This window comes from uncultured Allobosea sp. (genome assembly GCF_945956895.1).
Classification (GTDB): Bacteria; Pseudomonadota; Alphaproteobacteria; order Rhizobiales; family Beijerinckiaceae; genus Allobosea.
This window is the reverse complement of record NZ_CAMFJF010000008.1, coordinates 85843-103041: the sequence shown is the minus strand read 5'-3', so window position 1 is coordinate 103041 and position 17199 is coordinate 85843. Positions and strand designations below refer to the sequence as shown.

The 17199-nt window shown below is 66.5% G+C and carries 14 protein-coding genes and 1 pseudogene; 7 read left to right on the top strand and 8 right to left on the bottom strand.

What is annotated here, in order from left to right; genetic code table 11:
* Positions 1–21 precede the first annotated feature (21 nt).
* On the bottom strand, positions 22–1482 hold the full coding sequence (gene cysS / locus Q0Q02_RS07510) for a cysteine--tRNA ligase (protein WP_293808218.1): 1461 nt from the start codon (positions 1480–1482) through the stop codon (positions 22–24).
* 332 nt (positions 1483–1814) lie between these two features.
* On the opposite strand from cysS, the gene Q0Q02_RS07505 reads away from it, so the two are divergent.
* Positions 1815–2144 carry a hypothetical protein gene (locus tag Q0Q02_RS07505; protein WP_293808217.1) on the top strand — a complete coding sequence of 110 codons (330 nt, stop codon included), beginning with the start codon at positions 1815–1817 and terminating at the stop codon, positions 2142–2144.
* A gap of 197 nt (positions 2145–2341) precedes the next feature.
* Here Q0Q02_RS07505 and Q0Q02_RS07500 read toward each other — a convergent pair whose 3' ends face one another.
* The gene (locus Q0Q02_RS07500) at positions 2342–2857 is read right to left on the bottom strand and encodes a CreA family protein (RefSeq protein WP_293808215.1); all 516 of its coding nucleotides are present in this window, start codon (positions 2855–2857) and stop codon (positions 2342–2344) included.
* A 123-nt stretch (positions 2858–2980) separates the two neighbouring features.
* Between Q0Q02_RS07500 and Q0Q02_RS07495 the strand changes: the two genes are divergently transcribed.
* The gene (locus tag Q0Q02_RS07495) at positions 2981–3532 is read left to right on the top strand and encodes a GNAT family N-acetyltransferase (RefSeq protein WP_293808213.1); all 552 of its coding nucleotides are present in this window, start codon (positions 2981–2983) and stop codon (positions 3530–3532) included.
* Here the strand turns inward: Q0Q02_RS07495 and Q0Q02_RS07490 are convergent.
* Together Q0Q02_RS07490 and Q0Q02_RS07485 are read right to left on the bottom strand one after the other, a co-directional pair.
* Entirely contained in the window at positions 3513–4046 is a 534-nt protein-coding gene (locus tag Q0Q02_RS07490; protein ID WP_293808211.1) for a hypothetical protein, read from the bottom strand. The genes Q0Q02_RS07495 and Q0Q02_RS07490 overlap by 20 nt on opposite strands.
* Positions 4047–4139: 93 nt before the next feature.
* Positions 4140–5150: a fumarylacetoacetate hydrolase family protein gene (locus Q0Q02_RS07485; protein ID WP_293808209.1), complete on the bottom strand. Its 1011-nt coding sequence runs from the start codon at positions 5148–5150 to the stop codon at positions 4140–4142.
* A 62-nt stretch (positions 5151–5212) separates the two neighbouring features.
* Here Q0Q02_RS07485 and Q0Q02_RS07480 point away from each other — a divergent pair, with 62 nt between their 5' ends.
* Both Q0Q02_RS07480 and Q0Q02_RS07475 read left to right on the top strand, forming a co-directional pair.
* Complete coding sequence (locus Q0Q02_RS07480) at positions 5213–6298, top strand: TRAP transporter substrate-binding protein DctP (RefSeq protein ID WP_293808207.1); 1086 nt, start codon at positions 5213–5215, stop codon at positions 6296–6298.
* 19 nt (positions 6299–6317) lie between these two features.
* Positions 6318–6815 (top strand): MarR family winged helix-turn-helix transcriptional regulator, encoded by a 498-nt coding sequence (locus Q0Q02_RS07475; RefSeq protein WP_293808205.1) that lies wholly within the window; start codon positions 6318–6320, stop codon positions 6813–6815.
* 130 nt (positions 6816–6945) lie between these two features.
* On the opposite strand, the gene Q0Q02_RS07470 is transcribed toward Q0Q02_RS07475, so the two are convergent.
* The gene (locus tag Q0Q02_RS07470; RefSeq protein WP_293808203.1) at positions 6946–7896 is read right to left on the bottom strand and encodes a phosphoribosylaminoimidazolesuccinocarboxamide synthase; all 951 of its coding nucleotides are present in this window, start codon (positions 7894–7896) and stop codon (positions 6946–6948) included.
* A gap of 426 nt (positions 7897–8322) precedes the next feature.
* Between Q0Q02_RS07470 and Q0Q02_RS07465 the strand changes: the two genes are divergently transcribed.
* Together Q0Q02_RS07465 and Q0Q02_RS07460 are read left to right on the top strand one after the other, a co-directional pair.
* Positions 8323–9474, top strand: a complete 1152-nt coding sequence (locus tag Q0Q02_RS07465) for a DUF2865 domain-containing protein (RefSeq protein WP_293808202.1) — start codon at positions 8323–8325, stop codon at positions 9472–9474.
* A gap of 189 nt (positions 9475–9663) precedes the next feature.
* Positions 9664–10989 (top strand): annotated as a pseudogene (locus tag Q0Q02_RS07460) (MFS transporter).
* A 183-nt stretch (positions 10990–11172) separates the two neighbouring features.
* Here the strand turns inward: Q0Q02_RS07460 and gltX are convergent.
* Positions 11173–12513 carry a glutamate--tRNA ligase gene (gene gltX / locus Q0Q02_RS07455; protein WP_293808200.1) on the bottom strand — a complete coding sequence of 447 codons (1341 nt, stop codon included), beginning with the start codon at positions 12511–12513 and terminating at the stop codon, positions 11173–11175.
* A 152-nt stretch (positions 12514–12665) separates the two neighbouring features.
* Here gltX and Q0Q02_RS07450 point away from each other — a divergent pair, with 152 nt between their 5' ends.
* Positions 12666–13529 (top strand): outer membrane beta-barrel protein, encoded by an 864-nt coding sequence (locus Q0Q02_RS07450; RefSeq protein ID WP_293808198.1) that lies wholly within the window; start codon positions 12666–12668, stop codon positions 13527–13529.
* Positions 13530–13608: 79 nt separating this feature from the next.
* On the opposite strand, the gene Q0Q02_RS07445 is transcribed toward Q0Q02_RS07450, so the two are convergent.
* Positions 13609–14994, bottom strand: a complete 1386-nt coding sequence (locus tag Q0Q02_RS07445) for a class II 3-deoxy-7-phosphoheptulonate synthase (protein WP_293808197.1) — start codon at positions 14992–14994, stop codon at positions 13609–13611.
* Between the two features lie 405 nt (positions 14995–15399).
* Positions 15400–16770 carry a glutathione-disulfide reductase gene (gor, locus tag Q0Q02_RS07440; RefSeq protein ID WP_293808196.1) on the bottom strand — a complete coding sequence of 457 codons (1371 nt, stop codon included), beginning with the start codon at positions 16768–16770 and terminating at the stop codon, positions 15400–15402.
* Positions 16771–17199: the final 429 nt, after the last annotated feature.

Sequence of the window (17199 nt, the reverse complement as noted above, 5' to 3'; positions counted from 1 at the left end):
CCGCCGGGCGGATCTTCGGGCTCATCGCTTCACCTCCCAGCTGGTCGTCGGCTCGCCGGTGGCGGGGTCCTTGCCGTCCTTGAGCGCGATGCCCATCGCGGCGAGCTCGTCGCGGAGGCGATCGGACTCGGCGAAGTTCTTCGCGCGGCGGGCGGCGAGACGGGCGGCGATCAGGCGTTCCACTTCGGGCGCTACGACGGCAGGCGCCGCCACCGCCGGCAAAGCAATGCCGAGCAGGTCGAGACCGGCCAGCAGCGCCGGCAGATCGCCCGCCTTGCGCAGGGCATGCAACTCCGCCAGCACGCGAGCGGTGTTGAGATCGTCCGCGAGCGCATCGAGCAGCTCGGCCGAGGGCTTGGAAGCGGCCACGTCCTGAGCCGCTTCGGCCCAGTCCTGCAGCGTCTTCTCCGCCTCCTCCAACGCCTTCACCGTCCAGTCGATCGGCTGGCGGTAATGCGTCTTGAGCATCGCGAGGCGCAGCACCTCGCCCGGCCATTTGCGGCCGCCGAACACATCCGTTTCCAGCAGTTCGTTGATCGTGACGAAGTTGCCGAGCGATTTCGACATCTTCTCGCCTTCGACCTGCAGGAAGCCGTTATGCATCCAGATATTGGCCATCAGCGGCTGCCCTTCCGCCGCGCCGAAGGCGCAGCAGGACTGGGCGATCTCGTTCTCGTGGTGCGGGAAGACGAGATCGATGCCGCCGCCATGGATGTCGAAGACATTCTTCATGGGATCGTCGCAAGCGAGACCGCCGCCGAAGGGGGTCAGCAGCTTCGCCATCGACATCGCCGAGCACTCGATATGCCAGCCGGGACGGCCCGGCGTGGCGATGCCGGCCGGCGACGGCCAGCCGGGATCAAGCCCGACGCGGCTCGGCTTCCACAGCACGAAATCCATCGCGTCGCGCTTATAGGGCGCGACGTCGACGCGGGCGCCGGCCAGCATCTCGTCGAGCGAGCGGCGGGCGAGCGTGCCGTATTTCGGCGCCTTCACGAGATGGGCGACGGCGGGAACGTGGAAGAGCACATGCTCCTCGGCGACATAGGCGACGCCGCGCGCGATCAGGCGCTCGATAATCGCCTTCATCTCCTCGATATGCTCGGTGGCGCGCGGCTCCGTCGTCGGGCGCAAGGTGCCGAGCGCGTCGATATCGGCGTGGAACTGCGCCGTCGTGGTCTCGGTGACCTTCGCGATAGCCTCGTTCAGGGACAGGCCGGGATAGTCACGCGCCGCGCGGGCGTTGATCTTGTCGTCCACGTCCGTGAGGTTGCGGGCATAGGTGACGTGATCGGCGCCGTAGATGTGGCGCAGCAGCCGGTAGAGCACGTCGAAGACGATGACCGGGCGAGCATTGCCGATATGGGCGTAGTCGTAGACCGTCGGGCCGCAGACATACATGCGGACATTCGACGGATCGATCGGCGCGAAGTCCTGCTTCGTCCGCGTCAGCGTGTTGTAGAGCCTCAGGGTCGGCGACATCGGGACTAAATCCTGGAACGAAACGAATGACGAAATACGAAAGGGCGACCTGGCCGCTGGCCGGGGGCGCTTTTGTCGGTTCGTTTTTCAGGACGAGGACGTGAGCAGCCGGCCAGCGAAAGCTAGCGGCAAATAATGCAAGGGCTGTTGATGGCGGCTCGCGTCATGGGAGGAACTGATTGCCTTTCCGCGAGCTTTCCGTCAAGAGGGCGCCCGATTGCTGCAATGCAGCATTGCCTCAAGATTGCCGCGGTTCACTCAAATTTAACCGGCCGGAAGCATCATCCCGATTCGCGGGTTCTGCGCCCGCAACCCATCAGGAACCAGAATTCATGCGCCGCGCCGTGGCCTTCGTCGGATTGCTCGGGATCGTCGCCGCCGGCATCTCGCTGTCGGTCATGCCGACCAGCCATACGGCTGCTGCCGCCAACGAGCCGCGCACCTTCCTGATCCCGGCCAGCGACGGCTACGGCGTCGCCGACTGCATCTCATCCAAGGCCGAATGCGGCAAGATCGTCGCCAATGCCTGGTGCGAGTCGCAGGGCTTCGGCAAGGCGGTCGCCTTCGGCGTCGCCGCCCGCGAGGACTTCACCGGCTCGGTCACGAAGCCGAGCCCGGCCCAGGCTGCCGAGCAGCCGCTCAGCATCACCTGCGGCGAGTAGGCTGCGCGAGGAACCGCGCCGTCATTCCGGGGCAGGCCGCAGGCCTGAGCCCGGAACCCAGAACCGATGCCGCCATGAATGCGAGCGACGACCCGACCGCGCCCTTCGTGGAAGCCGCATCGCTTCTGGGTTCCGGGCTCTTCGCTGGCGCGAAGCCCCGGAATGACGCAGCGGTTCCGTGCAAAATCGCCGGATTTCTAGCGAATCCATTCCGAGCATTTCGGCGGCTCGCCCGACGTGCCCCAGGGCATGATCGGCACGGTCGAGGTCGAATTCTGCGGCGAGCCGTCGATCAGCTTGTCGGTATAGACGAGATAGACCAGCACGTTGCGCTTGGCGTCGCAGCCGCGCACGATCTGCATCTTCTTCCAGACCAGCGAGCGGCGCTCGCGGAAGACGACATCGCCCTGCTCCGCCTTCTCCTTGAACTTGATCGGGCCGATCTGGCGGCAGGCGAGCGAGACCTCGGAAACCTCCTCGGCGACGCCGAACATGCCGGAGACGCCGCCCTTCTCGGGCACGGTGTAGTGGCAGGCAACGCCCTCGACGAGAGGATCGTCGACGCCGTAAACGGCGAGCTTGTCGTTCGGCGTCAGCATCTTCCAGACGGTGGATTTGCGGAAGATCAGGTCTTCCTGCGCCGAGGCCGGCGGCAGCATCATTCCCGACAGGGTGAGGGCCAGCGCGGCCAGGACCCAACGACGAAGCAGCATTCCCATTCTCCCGGCGCGTTCCAGCTTGGCGCCCGCCACGATATGGGATGCCGAGCCGCGGCGCACCAGAGTTTCGCGCCGCACAATGTCGCTCAGTCAAAACGGACCCGGGACAACGGAATCATGCTGCCGGAACTGGAAAGCGAGAGGTTGCTGCTGCGCCCGCGCTCGCTTGGGGATCTCGATGCCATCGCGGAGATGAACGCCGATCCGGAGGTGATGAAGCATATCGCCGCTATTGGCGATCCCGCGATGAGCCGTGAGGCCGTCACGGCGCGCAGCTTCAGCCATGTCGACCGGGGCCTCGGCTACTGGTCCGTCTTCGCGAAGGCCGAGCCTGAAATATTTCTGGGCTATGTCGGGCTGATCCCGGACGGCGACGCGGCCGACGATGTCCAGCTGAGCTACCGCTTCACAGTCTCAAGCTGGGGCCAGGGCTATGCCCGGGAAGCCGCCGCTCGCCTGCTGCGGCATGGCTTCGGGACGCTCGCCTTGCCGAGCATCGCCGTCACCACGCACCCGCTCAACCCGTCGTCGCTGCGCCTGGCCGAACGGCTCGGCTTCAGGCCTGCGCCCCTCGATCCGGCGATGCTGATCGGCCATCCTGCCGTGATCGCAACCCGCTTCCGTCTCACCGGCGAGATGTGGCGCGGCCTCAACCCGCCAGCGGCTTGAACACCAGATAAGCGGCAACGAGCGCGCCGATGACGCCGAGCGCGAAGAGGACGAGCTTCAACCGCGTCATCGTGCTGGCGAAGGCGACATTGCCGCCATCGACCTGCGGATAGCGATCGAGCATGCGTGCCAGCGCAAAATTCTCGGCGACATCGCAGAGGCCGCCAAGCAGCCAGCCGCCGCCACAGAGCGCCGCGACCCACCAGGGCTGCCCGCGCAGGCTGAGGCCGGCAACGATCAGCGCGCCGACGATCGCATAGGTGAAGGCGCAGGCGACATCCGCCGGCAGCACCCGGTTGCGGTAGCGCGCGCGGGTGTCCTCGCCATAGATCGTGAACAGCTTCTCGACATCGGCGGCATTGTAGCCGTCCCAGTCGCCTTCCAGCATGCGGGGCACGCCCTGCCTGTTCGACCAGAGGCCGACCAGCCAGAACAGCACCACCACCAGCACCGGCCCCCAGACGAAGAAAGCCAGCGGGATGGCGGTCGAATAGAACGGCACGGTCTCGGTCATGGCTCTCGCGTCTCGCGTCTGGCTGGGGCGCTGTGCTTGGGAGGTTATCCGGCGGCCCGGCTGCCGCCAAGACGCAGGTGGCCGGATCGCCGATCAGCCGTGCGGCAGAATTTCCTGCTCGATCGCGCCGAAGATCGAATGCCCAGCGGCATCCTTCATCTCGATGCGGACGGTGTCGCCGAAGCGCAGGAACGGCGTCTTCGGCTCGCCACCCCGGATCGTCTCGACCATGCGCTGCTCGGCGATGCAGGCATAGCCCTGCCCGCCCTCCGCCACCGGCCGCCCGGGACCGCCATCGGCATCGCGATTCGAAACCGTGCCGGCACCGACCACCGTGCCGGCCGAGAGGCGGCGCGTCGCGGCGGCATGGGCGATCAGCGTGCCGAAATCGAAGGTCATGTCGGTGCCGGCATCGGGCTTGCCGAAGAGCGTGCCGTTGACCAGCGCCAGCAGCGGCAGATGCAGCCGGCCGTCGCGCCAGGCACCACCCAGTTCATCCGGTGTCACCGCGACCGGCGAATAGGCCGAGGACGGCTTCGATTGAACGAAGCCAAAGCCTTTCGCCAGTTCGGCGGGAATCCGATTCCGCAAGCTCACGTCGTTCACGAGCATGACGAGGCGGATCGCCCCGAGCGCCTCCTCGCGGCTCGCGCCCATCGGCACGTCGCCGGTGACGACCGCGATCTCGGCCTCGAAATCGATGCCGTCCTCCTCGCTGCGGGCCTGCACGGCCTGGCGCGGGCTGAGCGAGGCGTCGCTGCCGCCCTGGTACATCAGCGGGTCGGTCCAGAAGCTCTCCGGCATCGTGGCGCCGCGCGCCTTCCGGACGAGATCGACATGATTCACATAGGCCGAGCCATCGAGCCATTGATAGGCGCGCGGCAGCGGAGCGGCGCAGTCATGCTCGTGGAAACGGAAGGACGGAACCGAGCCGTGTTCCAGCCCCTCGGCGAGATCGGCGAGGCGCGGGGCGTGGCGCTCCCAGTCATCGAGCGCCGCCTGCAAGGTCGGCACGACGGGGAAGGCATCGGTGGCACGGGTCAGGTCGCGCGAGACGACGACGAGGCGGCCGTCACGGCCATGCGCGAGCGAGGCTAGCTTCATGTCTTTTCATTCCTTCCCGGACGCGCCAATAAGGGCATAACAAGCCCTCGGGAGGAAACCATATGGAACGTCGCAGCTTTTTGAAATCCGGGGCTCTCGCCGCCGCCGCCACGACGGTCGCGATGCCGGCGGTCGCGCAGTCCCAGCCCGAGGTGAAATGGCGCCTGACGTCGAGCTTCCCGAAGTCGCTCGACACGATCTTCGGCACGGCGCAGCAATTCTCGAAATACGTGTCCGAGGCGACCGACGGGAAGTTCGAGATCCAGGTCTTCGCGCCCGGCGAGATCGTTCCCGGCCTGCAGGCGCTCGACGCGGTCTCGTCCGGCACCGTCGAATGCGCGCATTCGCCGACCTATTTCTATATCGGAAAGGACCCGACGCTGGGGCTCGGCACCGGCATCCCCTTCGGCCTCAACGCCCGCCAGCAGCATAGCTGGTGGTATTTCGGCGGCGGCGAGCAGATCGTGAACGGCGTGCTCGACCGCTTCAACGCCTATTCGATCCCCTGCGGCAATTCCGGTTGCCAGATGGGCGGCTTCTTCCGCAGTGAACTCAAGGGCGTGGAGGACCTCAAGGGCCTGAAGTTCCGCATCGGCGGCATGGGCGGTTCCGTGCTCGCCAAGCTCGGCGTGGTGCCGACGCAGATTGCACCGGGCGACGTCTATCCCGCACTGGAGCGCGGCTCGATCGACGCGGCCGAGTTCGTCGGCCCCTATGACGACGAGAAGCTCGGCTTCATCCGCGTCGCCAAGTACTACTACTATCCCGGCTGGTGGGAGGGCGGCGCGATGCTGCACCTGATCATCGGCAAGGAGGCCTGGGCCAAGCTGCCCAAGCACTACCAGGCGATCGTGCAGAACGCCTGCGAGGCGGCCAATAACTGGATGCTGGCGAAATACGATTTCGTGAACCCGGGCGGCCTGCGCCGGCTTGTGGCGCAAGGCGCGCAATTGCGCGGCTTCCCGCTGCCGGTGATGGAAGCTGCGCTGAAGGCGGCCGAGGAATTCTACGCCGAGACCAGCGCCAAGAGCCCGGACTTCAAGAAGGGCTACGATTCGATGGTCGCCTTCCGCGGCGAGAACCTGCTGTGGTGGCAGATCGCGGAACTGTCCTACGACTCGTTCATGAACCGGCTGAAGGCGCGCTGAAGCGCGCCTTTTCATCAGCATGACAACAAAGCCAACCACCGACCCGCAAGAACAGGCGCTCCATCTGGAGCGCTTCCTGCCCTACCGCCTCAATGTCGTCGGCACGCTCGGCGGCCGGGCGCTCGGGCGCATCTATGGCGAGCATTTCGGCATCGGCATCCCGGAATGGCGGGTGGTGGCGCAGCTCGGCGAATTCGGCAAGCTGACCTCGCGCGACATCGGCGACCTCGCCCAGATGCACAAGACCAAAGTCTCGCGGGCGGTCGGCGAGCTGGAGAAGCGCGGCCTCGTCTCGCGCGCCGAGAACCGGCATGACCGGCGCGAATCCTTCGTCGCGCTGACCCCGGCGGGAAAGCGCATCTACGACCAGATCGTGCCGCTGGCGCTCGGCTTCGAGGCGCGCTGGATCGATGGCATCGCGCCCGACGAACTCAAGGTGTTCGAACGCGTGCTCTCGACACTGACCGAGCGCGGCCGGCATCTGGCGGGGAATTATCGCGAGGAAGACGGGGCTTAGAGCCCTCTCGGCAGCGGTCGTCATGCTCGGGCTTGACCCGAGCGTCTCATGACGCGGAGGCTCCTCGCCCCTTTCGGTCTGAGATTCTCGGGTCTGCGTTGCGCTCCGCCCGAGAATGACGGTCACGTCCTCAGAAATACCGGGCGAGATTGCGCCGGATGCGCTCTGCCGGGTCCTCGCCCTTCGGCGGGTAGGCAAAGGCCGTCCCCGTAATCGCCTCATAGGCCCGGACATAGACCGAAGAGGTCTGGTCGATCAGCTCCTGCGGAATCGGCGGCAGGTCCTGCGTATAGGGATCGCAGCGGGCCACGACCCAATTGCGCACGAAATCCTTGTCGAAGGATTCGGGCTTGCCGCCCGAAGCGAAGCGCTCCGGGTAGCTCTCGGCGAACCAGTAGCGGCTCGAATCCGGCGTATGGATCTCGTCGGCCAACACGATGCGCCCCTCGGCATCGGTACCGAATTCGTACTTGGTGTCGGCCAGGATGAGGCCACGCTCGCGGGCGAGCTTCTGCCCACGAGCGAAGAGCGCCAGCGCATAGGCCGATACCTGGTCCCATTGCGCCTGGGTCAGCAGCCCTTCCCCGACGATCTGCTCGGCCGAGAGCGGCTCGTCATGGCCGCCGTCGAAGGCCTTGCTGGTCGGGGTGATGATCGCCTGCGGCAGCGCCTCGTTATCGTGCAGGCCGTCCGGCAAGGTTAAGCCGTACATCTCGCGCCGGCCCTGCTTGTACATCGTCAGGATCGAGGTGCCGGTCGTGCCCGCGAGATAGCCGCGCACCACCATCTCGACGGGCAGGATCTCCAGCCGCCGGCCGACGACGACGTTCGGATCGGGATATTCCAGGACATGGTTGGGGCAGATATCGGCTGTTTGTTCGAACCAGTAACGCGCCGTCTGTGTCAGCACCTGCCCCTTCAGCGGAATCGAGGCGATCGCCCGGTCGAAGGCGGAGAGCCGGTCGGTCGAGATCAGGATCCTGCGGCCGTCGGGCAGGTCGTAATTCTCGCGGACCTTGCCGCGATAATAGTTCGGCAGCTCCGGGATGACGGCTTCGTGAAGAGGCAGATAGTCGGACATGGGCGGGGCTTGCCTCATTGGCGCTGCACGGAAGGCCGGCGCGGACGGGCCGCTGCCGCAGGTCTTCTAGAGCACGCGCCGACCCGACTGCAACGCAGTCGAACCGGCACGCCTCTCGGAGATCGATGATTTTACGCAGAAACACGCCGTCATTCCGGGCTTGACCCGGAATGACGGTGTGCTTCAACCGGCAGCTATCAGGCTTGGCAGGAAAGGGAGTTTTCCACCACCGGGGCGGTGCATGAGTCCCCGGATTGCTGCGCCCTCGCGAATATGGCATGCGAGGCCCTCGCGATGGAGCGTCCCCGCGGCCTATCAGGCGAGGCTCCGCTCCATAGTTCCGTCGTGTTTGGCGGGTGTTCTCTGGCCGGCCCTCTTGGCCGAACTTCCCGGACAGAGCCGGCCGCCGGCTCGACTATGGATGACGTGACCCAACCTGCGATGATGCTGCGACTTTCCCGACGCTTCGGCATGGCCCTCGTGATGCTGGCCGCCCTCGGCGGCACCGCCGTGGCGCAGTCGGCCTCCTGCAACGCCTGGCGGGCCGAGCTCGAGAGCCTGCAGAGCCAGAGCGGCAGCGATCCGCGCGCGGCACAGGCCGCCCAGCGCGTCGGCGCCCAGCTCGCCCAGTTGAGCAGCCAGTACCGTTCGATGGGCTGCGATCGCGGCTTCAGCTTCTTCGAGTCGCCGCCGCCGCAGTGCAACTTCATCCGCCAGCAGCTGGGCCAGCTCCAGAACCAGTACGGCGCGCTGCAGCGCCAGGCGGAAGGCGGCGGCCTCGCGCAGCGCCGGGCCCAGCTCGCAGCCGCGATCAACAATAATTGCCGGGCGCAGCCACGCGGCTTCTTCGATACGATCTTCGGGCGCGATCCCGCTCCCGGCGACATCGATTCGACCCTGCCCGAGCTCGACCCCGAGCAGCCGACCGAACCGGCGAAGCCGCGCCTGGGTGGTCCGCAGACCGTCTGCGTCCGGACCTGCGACGGCTTCTTCTTCCCGCTCGCCAACAATGCCGGCAATGGCGACGAGATGTGCCAGGCGCTCTGCCCTGGGACCGAGACCCGCGCCTATGGCATGAGCGCCGGCGGCGACATCCAGAACGCCGCCGCCCGCTCGACCGGGCAGCCCTATTCCTCCCTGGCCAATGCCGGAAAATACACCCGCAGCTTCGATGCCGCCTGTACCTGCCGCGGCCAGGGGCAGAGCTGGTCGGCCGCCCTCAAGGACGCCGAATACCTGCTCGACAAGCGCAAGGGCGACGTCATCCTCAGCGAGCAGCGCGCGGCGGAACTGTCGCGGCCGAAGATCGACCCCAAGCGCAAGGGCGCAGGGCCCCAGCCGGCAGCAGCGACGCCCGCTCCGGCCGTGCCTGACGAGAAGCCGATGCCGTCGGAGGATTCGCCGACGGCGGGCACCGAGTCGGCCGGCGTCGGCCCCGACATCGTCGGCGAGAAGGTGCTCGACAAGAAGGACGGGCTGAAGAGCGAGTCGCGCAGCGCCACCGGCGAGCGCCGTACCGTACGGATCGTCGCTCCCAATCTCGCGCCGAACCTGAGCCCCCAACTCGTCAGACCCTGAACGCGGAAGATTCCATGCCGACAGCGCATGGAAGACTGCCCGACAACAGCAGGATAACCGCTGGACGCATAGCCGGGACCGCCGCATAAAGGTGCCTTCCAAGCCGCCTCCGGGAGGCCGCCAGACCCGTCCGACGGCTCATTTGCGCCGCGCGCCCGCTTCTGACGCTCCCCAGCTCAGAAGGCCGCCATGTCCGGGACGACTGCGACGCCTCCCGCCCATCCGATCGAATTCGACGATGCCAAGCGCCGCCTCAAGGCGATCTTCATCGGCTCCGTCGGCAATCTCGTCGAATGGTACGATTTCTACGCCTACACCGCCTTCGCGCTCTATTTCGCGCCGCATTTCTTTCCGTCGAACGACCCCGTGGTGCAGCAGCTCAATGCGGCGACGCTGTTCGCGGCCGGCTTCATCGTGCGCCCGCTCGGCGGCTGACTGTTCGGCCATATCGCCGACCGCTATGGGCGGCGCCTGTCCCTGACCGTTTCCGTCCTGATGATGTGCTTCGGCTCGCTGATCATCGCCTTGACGCCGACCTATGCCACGATCGGCTTCGCAGCGCCGGCCTTGCTGGCGCTGGCGCGCATCATCGAGGGCCTGAGCCTCGGCGGCGAATACGGCGCTTCGGCAGCCTATCTCTCCGAGATCGCCGACCCCGAGCATCGCGGCTTCTATTCGAGCTTCCAGTACGTCACGCTGATCGGCGGGCAGCTCACCGCGATCCTGGTGCTGCTGCTGCTCCAGAACGTCTTCCTGACGCATGAGCAGCTCGTCGCCTGGGGCTGGCGCATCCCCTTCGTCATCGGCGCGCTCCTGGCGATCACCGCCATGTTCATGCGCCGCCATATGCATGAGACCGAGGCGTTCGAGGCCATCAAGAAGAGCGGCATCAAGCGCGAGAGCTCGCTGCGCGGCCTGTTGAAATATCCGCGCGAGGTCGCGATCGTGGTCGGCCTGACGGCCGGCGGCACGGCCGCCTTCTACACCTTCACCGCCTATATGCAGACCTTCGTGCGCCAGACGGCCGGTTTCTCCGACATCACCACGACCTATGTCATCGCCGGCTCGCTGATCTTCGCTGCTGTGCTGCAGCCGATCTACGGGCTGATCTCGGACAAGATCGGCCGCAAGCCGATGCTGATCTTCTTCGGCGTCTGCGGCACGCTGTTCACGGTGCCGCTGCTGACGACGCTCGCCGGCACCAAGTCGCCCTGGATGGCCTTCCTGCTGATTTCGGGCGCCTGGATCTTCGTCGCCGGCCACACCTCGATCAATGCCGTGGTGAAGGCGGAGCTGTTCCCAACCGCGATCCGCGCCACCGGCGTCGCCGTGCCCTATGCGCTCACCGTCTCGATCTTCGGCGGCACGGCGCCGGCCATCGCCCTGTTCTTCAAGCAGCAGGGCCATGAGCAGTGGTTCTACTACTACCTCGCCGGCATCATCTTCCTGTCGTTCCTGGTCTATTCGACCATGCGCGACACCAAGCACGCCTCGGCGATGGAGCGGCACGAGTAAGCACTGCCGGTCCCAACATGCGCAAGCCTACACTTCCCTTCTCCCCTTGCGGGAGAAGGTGGCAGCGCGAAGCGCTGACGGATGAGGGGTCGCATCGAACCTGACAGTTGGGTGTTCGGCTCACGATCGACGCCGCGAGACCCCTCACCCTAGCCCTCTCCCGCAAGGGGAGAGGGGACAGGTTCAGGCGCTCTCGCCCGCCAATCGCTTCAGCGCCTTCTCCCGGCCGATCAACGGCAGCAGGGCTGCCAGCTCCGGGCCGTGGTCGAGCCCGGTCAGGGCCTGGCGCAACGGCATGAACAGCGCCTTGCCCTTCACGCCCGTCGCGGCGGAGACGGCCTGCGTCCAGCTCTTCCAGGTCGTGGCGTCGAAAGGCTCCGCCGGCAGCAAGCCGGCCGCCGTGGCGACAAAGCCCGGATCGGCGATCACAGGCTCAGTCGGCCCCTGCACCACCCGCCACCACTGGGCCGCCTCGCCCAGCTTGGCGAGATTGCCGCGCACCGCCTGCCAGAACGCCTCGTCAGCCGCGACACCGAGCGCTTTCAGACGATCCTCTACCGCCGCCAGCGGCAACTGGTGCAGCGTGCGCGCGCTCAGTGTCTCAAGCTCGTGTTCGTCGAACTTGGCCGGCGCGCGCGAGACATGAGCGAGTTCGACCAGTCCTGCGAGCTCGTCGAGGCTCGCGACCGGGCGCACCGCATCGGAGGTTCCGACCAGCGTCGCCAGCGCCGCCACGGCCAGAGCCTCGACGCCGGTCTCGCGCAGGCCGCGCAGCGAGAGATGGCCGAGACGCTTGGAGAGCCCCTCGCCGCTCGCCGTGGTCAGCAGGTTGTGATGGCCGAAGACGGGCAGGCTCGCGCCGAGCGCCTCGAAGATCTGGGCCTGGACGGCGGTATTGGTGACGTGGTCCTCGCCGCGGATGACATGGGTCACGCCGGTCTCGATATCGTCGACGACGGAGGGCAGCGTGTAAAGGTAGCTGCCGTCCTCGCGGACCAGCACCGGATCCGAGAGCGAGGCGCAATCGACATGGGAGGCGCCGCGCACCAGATCGTCCCAGGCGACCTCGCGCGGCTCCAGCAGGAAGCGCCAATGGGGTTTACGTCCTTCGGCCGCGAAGGCCGCCTTCTGCTCGTCGGTGAGCTTCAGCGCGGCGCGGTCGTAGATCGGCGGCAGGCCGCGGGCGAGCTGACGCTTGCGGCGGCGATCCAGTTCGTCGGCCGTCTCGTAGCAGGCGTAAAGGCGCCCTGCCCCGCGCAGCCGGTCGGCGGCGGCATCATAGATGGCGAGCCGCTCGGACTGCTTGATCACCTGATCAGGCAGGATGCCGAGCCAGCCGAGATCCTCGGCGATGGCATCGGCATATTCCACCTTCGAGCGGGCGGTGTCGGTGTCGTCGTAGCGCAGCAGGAAGCGGCCGCGATGCCTGCGGGCAAACAGCCAGTTGAACAGCGCCGGCCGGGCGTTGCCGATATGAAGATAGCCGGTGGGCGACGGCGCGAAGCGAACCAGTGGCGAGGTCATGGCCGGCTTATGGCGCGTTTCCCGACGGGCGACAATCCGGCGTTTCAGTGGAATTCCGCATCGTTAACCCTGCATTAGGGTTACCGAGGCATGAATTGAACCCAGAGCGGGGTGAAACGGGTGGAACCGGACCGCTGCTCGGGGAGATCAGGATGCGCATCCGTTCCATCGCGCTCATGCTTGGGTCCACCGCCCTCGCCACCAGCCTTGTTGTCGCGCCAACCCTTGCGGCCGACTATCCCGTCCTGCGCGGCTCGCAGATCGAGGACGCGCCGCCGGTCCCAACCCGGTTCAGCTGGGAAGGGTTCTATTTCGGCGGCGGCGCCGGCGTGTCCGATACCCAGTTCAAGCCCGGCACCGGCTTGCAAGATCTCGCCCGCTTCGCCTTCCGCAATACGACCCTGGGCCAGCAGATCGATATGGGCAACCTGGTGAACAATCTGCCCTCGAAGAGCGATAGCGGGGTCACCTATTTCGGCTTTGCGGGCTACAACTGGGCCTTCGGCGACGCGGTCCTCGGCTTCGAGGCTGACTATACACGCTCGGGGCACAGCTATCAGATCGACGACTATATCGCCCGACGCGCCGTGACGCCTGACGGCACGGTCAACGATTTCACGCTGACGACGAACCAAGGCGCGAAGCTCGACGACTACGCGACGGCGCGCCTGCGCATGGGGTGGGCCTTTGGCAACTTCATGCCCTTCGCAACGATCGGCGGCGCGGTCGGCCGCTTCAATACGATGTCGACGGTCACCGCCACGAATTACCTGACTCAGACCAATCCGGTGACGGGCGTAATCTCTCAGGGACAGGCCAATGGCTATCCCCTCGTTGTCGGCGCCACCAAGAAGAATGTCTACGGCTTCGGCCTGACGGTGGGCGGCGGCGTCGACTGGGCGCTGACGGACAACATGTTCCTGCGCGGCGAATACCAGCTGATCCGCTTCGCCGATGTCGAGGGCACGACGACGACGGTCAACACCGCGCGCGCCGCTCTCGGCGTCAAATTCTGACGCAGACACCAGCGGCTTGAAACAAAAAGGCCGGGGCGAAAGCCCCGGCCTTTCCTATTCGTGGTCCCGGTGAGGCGCCCTACTCGGCCGCCTCGACCTCGGGCCGCGCCCGGCCGGCGCGCTGGCGCTTGACCAGCTCGGCGACGATGAAGGCGAGCTCCAGCGCCTGCTCCGCGTTGAGGCGCGGATCGCAGAACGTGTGATAGCGGTCGTTGAGGTCCGCATCGGTCATGCCGCGGGCACCGCCCGTGCATTCGGTGACGTTCTTGCCGGTCATCTCCAGATGCAGGCCGCCGGCATGCGTGCCTTCGGCCTGATGGACGGCGAAGAAGTTCTTCACCTCGCCCAGAATCAGGTCGAAGGGCCGGGTCTTGTAGCCGCTCGCCGCCTTGACCGTGTTGCCGTGCATCGGGTCGCAGGACCAGACGACGTTGCGGCCTTCCCGCTTCGTCGCCCGCACCAGGGCCGGCAGATGGTCGAAGACCTTGTCGGCGCCGAAGCGCGCGATCAGCGTCAGCCGCCCGGGCTGGTTCTGTGGATCGAGCACGTCGATCAGCTTGAGCAGGCCGTCGACCGTGGTCGAGGGACCGCATTTCAGGCCGATCGGGTTGCGGATGCCGCGGAAGAACTCGACATGGGCATGGTCGATCTGGCGCGTGCGATCACCGATCCAGAGCATGTGGCCGGAGGTGTCATACCACTCGCCGGTCGTCGAATCCGTCCGCGTCATCGCCTGCTCGTAGCCGAGCAGCAGCGCCTCGTGGCTGGTGTAGAAGTCGGTCGAGCGCATCTCCGGATGGGTCTCCGGGTCGATGCCGATGGCGCGCATGAACTCCAGCGCCTCGGTGATGCGCTCGGCCACCTCCTGGTAGCGATGCGACTGCGGGCTATCCTTGACGAAGCCGAGCATCCAGCGATGCGCGTTGTCGAGATTGGCATAGCCGCCGGTCGCGAAGGCGCGGATCAGGTTCAGCGTCGCCGCCGACTGGCGATAGCCCTCGAGCTGACGGCGCGGATCGGGGATGCGCGCCTCGGCCGTGAACTCGTTGTCGTTGACGATGTCGCCCTTGTAGCTCGGCAATTCGACGCCGCCGATCGTCTCGGTCGGAGCCGAGCGCGGCTTGGCGAACTGGCCGGCGATGCGGCCGACCTTCACCACCGGCGAACCGCCGGCGAAGGTCAACACCACCGCCATCTGCAGGAACAGACGGAAGAAGTCGCGGATGTTGTCGGCCGAATGCTCGGCGAAGCTCTCGGCGCAATCGCCTCCCTGCAACAGGAAGGCCTCACCGGCGGCGACCTTGCTCAACGCCCGTTTGAGCTTGCGCGCCTCGCCTGCAAAAACGAGCGGCGGAAAGCCGGCGAGCTGCTGCTCGACCGCCTTCAAGGCTGCCTGGTCCGGATAATCCGGAATCTGCTGGGCGGGCTTGGCCCTCCAGCTCTCTGGCGTCCACCGCTCGGACATGGGACTACGTGCTCCTGACTGTGAGATCGCGCATCGTTAACCTCTGGGTAGCGCGAAGGGGCGGCTATACACCGATGGTGGCGGAATGGCCACTGTCAGAGGGAGGTCGCCGCCGGGCCCCTTCCCTCAACGCATCAAACCCTATCGAAAAGCCACTTCCCGTAAGGGGATGGCGACGACCGCGGCCCTATCGCGGCAACGACCTGCCATCCCGATTCAAGCGCTTCACGAGGCGATTCAACCGTAGCCGCAGAGACTCCATTGGCTACGCCGTCTCAGAAACGCGCGTCATCCCGGACGGAGCGAAGCGGAGATCCGGGATCCATCGTAGAGCGCAGCGCCTTTCGATGGATCCCGGGGCAAGCCCGGGATGACGGCGTGGTTCCGAGAGATAATTGACAGCCTTCAGCTTGCCCGCGGCGTGCGCATCGTCACCAGCTCCTCCGCCGCGCTCGGATGCAGCGCGACGGTACGGTCGAAATCGGCCTTGGTCGCGCCCATCGTCACCGCGATCCCGACCGCCTGAATGATTTCGCCGGCATCGTGCCCGAGGATATGGACGCCGAGCACCTTGTCCGATTGCGCATCGACCACGAGCTTCATGTAGATGCGCTCCTGCCGGCCGGAGATCGTCGCCTTCATCGGGCGGAAGCCGGATTCGAAGACGGTGACCTTGTGCCCTGCGGCAAGCGCCTGCGCTTCCGTCAGGCCGACGGTGCCGACCTCCGGCGTCGTGAAGACGGCCGAGGCGATGGTCCCGTGTTCGACCGTCCAGTCACGGCTGCCGAAGGTACTGTCGGCGAAGGCATGGCCCTCGCGGATCGCGACCGGTGTCAGGTTGACCCGGTTGGTGACGTCGCCCACGGCATGGATCGAGGGCACGCTGCTCGCCGAGGCGGCGTTGACCTTGATCTCGCCAAGCGGCCCCATCACGACGCCAGCCTGCTCCAGGCCGAGCCCCTTCGTGTTGGGTCGGCGGCCGGTGGCGACGAGCACGACATCGGCATCGATCGGCGCGCCATGCGTGCAATGGGCGCGGCGGGAGCCGTCCGGCAGTTCCTCGATCCGCTCGATGGTGCAGCCGAGCCGCAAGGTGATGCCGGCATGAGCAAGCGCGTCGCGCAGCCGGGTGCGGATGTCCTCGTCGAAACCGCGCAGGATGTTGTCACCCCGGTGCAGGACGGTGACTGCGACGCCGAGCCGGGCGAAGAGGCTGGCGAATTCGAGCGCGATATAGCCGCCGCCAACGACCAGCAGGCGCTTCGGCAGCGCCGGCAGGTTGAAGACCTCGTTGGAGGAGATGCCGAGCTCGCCGCCCGCGATCGGCGGATCGAAGGAGGGCCAACCGCCGGTCGCGACCAGGATATGCCGGGCGCGGATCACCTCCCCGCTCTTCGTCAGACGAACCTGATGCGGCCCCTCGACGACGGCGCGCTCCTCGCGAATCTGGACTTTGGCTCCTTCCAACCCCTTGCGATAGAGGCCGGACAGGCGGGTCACCTCGTTCGCCACGGCATCGCGCAGCGTCGGCCAGTCAAAGACCGGGGCCTGCGGCAGGGTCCAGCCGAAACCGGCGGCATCCTCGAAATCATCGGCGAAGCGGCTGGCATAGACGAAGAGCTTCTTGGGCACGCAGCCGCGGATCACGCAGGTGCCGCCGATGCGGTCCTCCTCCGCGATCATGACGCGGGCGCCATGGCCGGCGGCGATGCGCGCGGCGCGCGTGCCACCGGAACCCGCCCCGATGACGAAGAGATCGACGTCGAACTCAGCCATGATACCCCCTAACCGCCTTCAGTCGTCCGTATCGGCGGACATCAAACCGCAGGACAGCCGGATGATCGCCGGCCGCCGCGCAGATGATCGACCGCGAGCAATTGGCGGCACGGCGGCGAAACTTCAAGCACCATGAGATGACGTGCCGGCATGGGCGGCATGCCGAAGCCCGGCCGGAACGCCGTCGAAATCGGCCCGCACGGGGCGCCGGGACCGGTCTTGAGGCTCTGCGCCGGCGCGATCGCGCCGGTCGCCGCCAGGCCCCCGCGCGAACATTCAGTCAAGTCGTAGGACCAAAGGTGTAAAAGATGCGGAGAAAGCGGCCTGTCGTCGAAAATTCTTGACTTAAGATTATGCAATCAGGCGCAATTGACGACCGGCGCGGCAAGGTGCCACAGGCGGAGCCGTCTCAAGAAAACCGCGGACCAA

What these genes read in the sequence shown, in the direction of transcription:
- cysS (WP_293808218.1), bottom strand. Translation starts at nt 1,482, where the DNA reads ATGTCGCCGACCCTGAGGCTCTACAACACGCTGACGCGGACGAAGCAG.
- Q0Q02_RS07505 (WP_293808217.1), top strand. Translation starts at nt 1,815, where the DNA reads ATGCGCCGCGCCGTGGCCTTCGTCGGATTGCTCGGGATCGTCGCCGCC.
- Q0Q02_RS07500 (WP_293808215.1), bottom strand. Translation starts at nt 2,857, where the DNA reads ATGCTGCTTCGTCGTTGGGTCCTGGCCGCGCTGGCCCTCACCCTGTCG.
- Q0Q02_RS07495 (WP_293808213.1), top strand. Translation starts at nt 2,981, where the DNA reads ATGCTGCCGGAACTGGAAAGCGAGAGGTTGCTGCTGCGCCCGCGCTCG.
- Q0Q02_RS07490 (WP_293808211.1), bottom strand. Translation starts at nt 4,046, where the DNA reads ATGACCGAGACCGTGCCGTTCTATTCGACCGCCATCCCGCTGGCTTTC.
- Q0Q02_RS07485 (WP_293808209.1), bottom strand. Translation starts at nt 5,150, where the DNA reads ATGAAGCTAGCCTCGCTCGCGCATGGCCGTGACGGCCGCCTCGTCGTC.
- Q0Q02_RS07480 (WP_293808207.1), top strand. Translation starts at nt 5,213, where the DNA reads ATGGAACGTCGCAGCTTTTTGAAATCCGGGGCTCTCGCCGCCGCCGCC.
- Q0Q02_RS07475 (WP_293808205.1), top strand. Translation starts at nt 6,318, where the DNA reads ATGACAACAAAGCCAACCACCGACCCGCAAGAACAGGCGCTCCATCTG.
- Q0Q02_RS07470 (WP_293808203.1), bottom strand. Translation starts at nt 7,896, where the DNA reads ATGTCCGACTATCTGCCTCTTCACGAAGCCGTCATCCCGGAGCTGCCG.
- gltX (WP_293808200.1), bottom strand. Translation starts at nt 12,513, where the DNA reads ATGACCTCGCCACTGGTTCGCTTCGCGCCGTCGCCCACCGGCTATCTT.
- Q0Q02_RS07450 (WP_293808198.1), top strand. Translation starts at nt 12,666, where the DNA reads ATGCGCATCCGTTCCATCGCGCTCATGCTTGGGTCCACCGCCCTCGCC.
- Q0Q02_RS07445 (WP_293808197.1), bottom strand. Translation starts at nt 14,994, where the DNA reads ATGTCCGAGCGGTGGACGCCAGAGAGCTGGAGGGCCAAGCCCGCCCAG.
- gor (WP_293808196.1), bottom strand. Translation starts at nt 16,770, where the DNA reads ATGGCTGAGTTCGACGTCGATCTCTTCGTCATCGGGGCGGGTTCCGGT.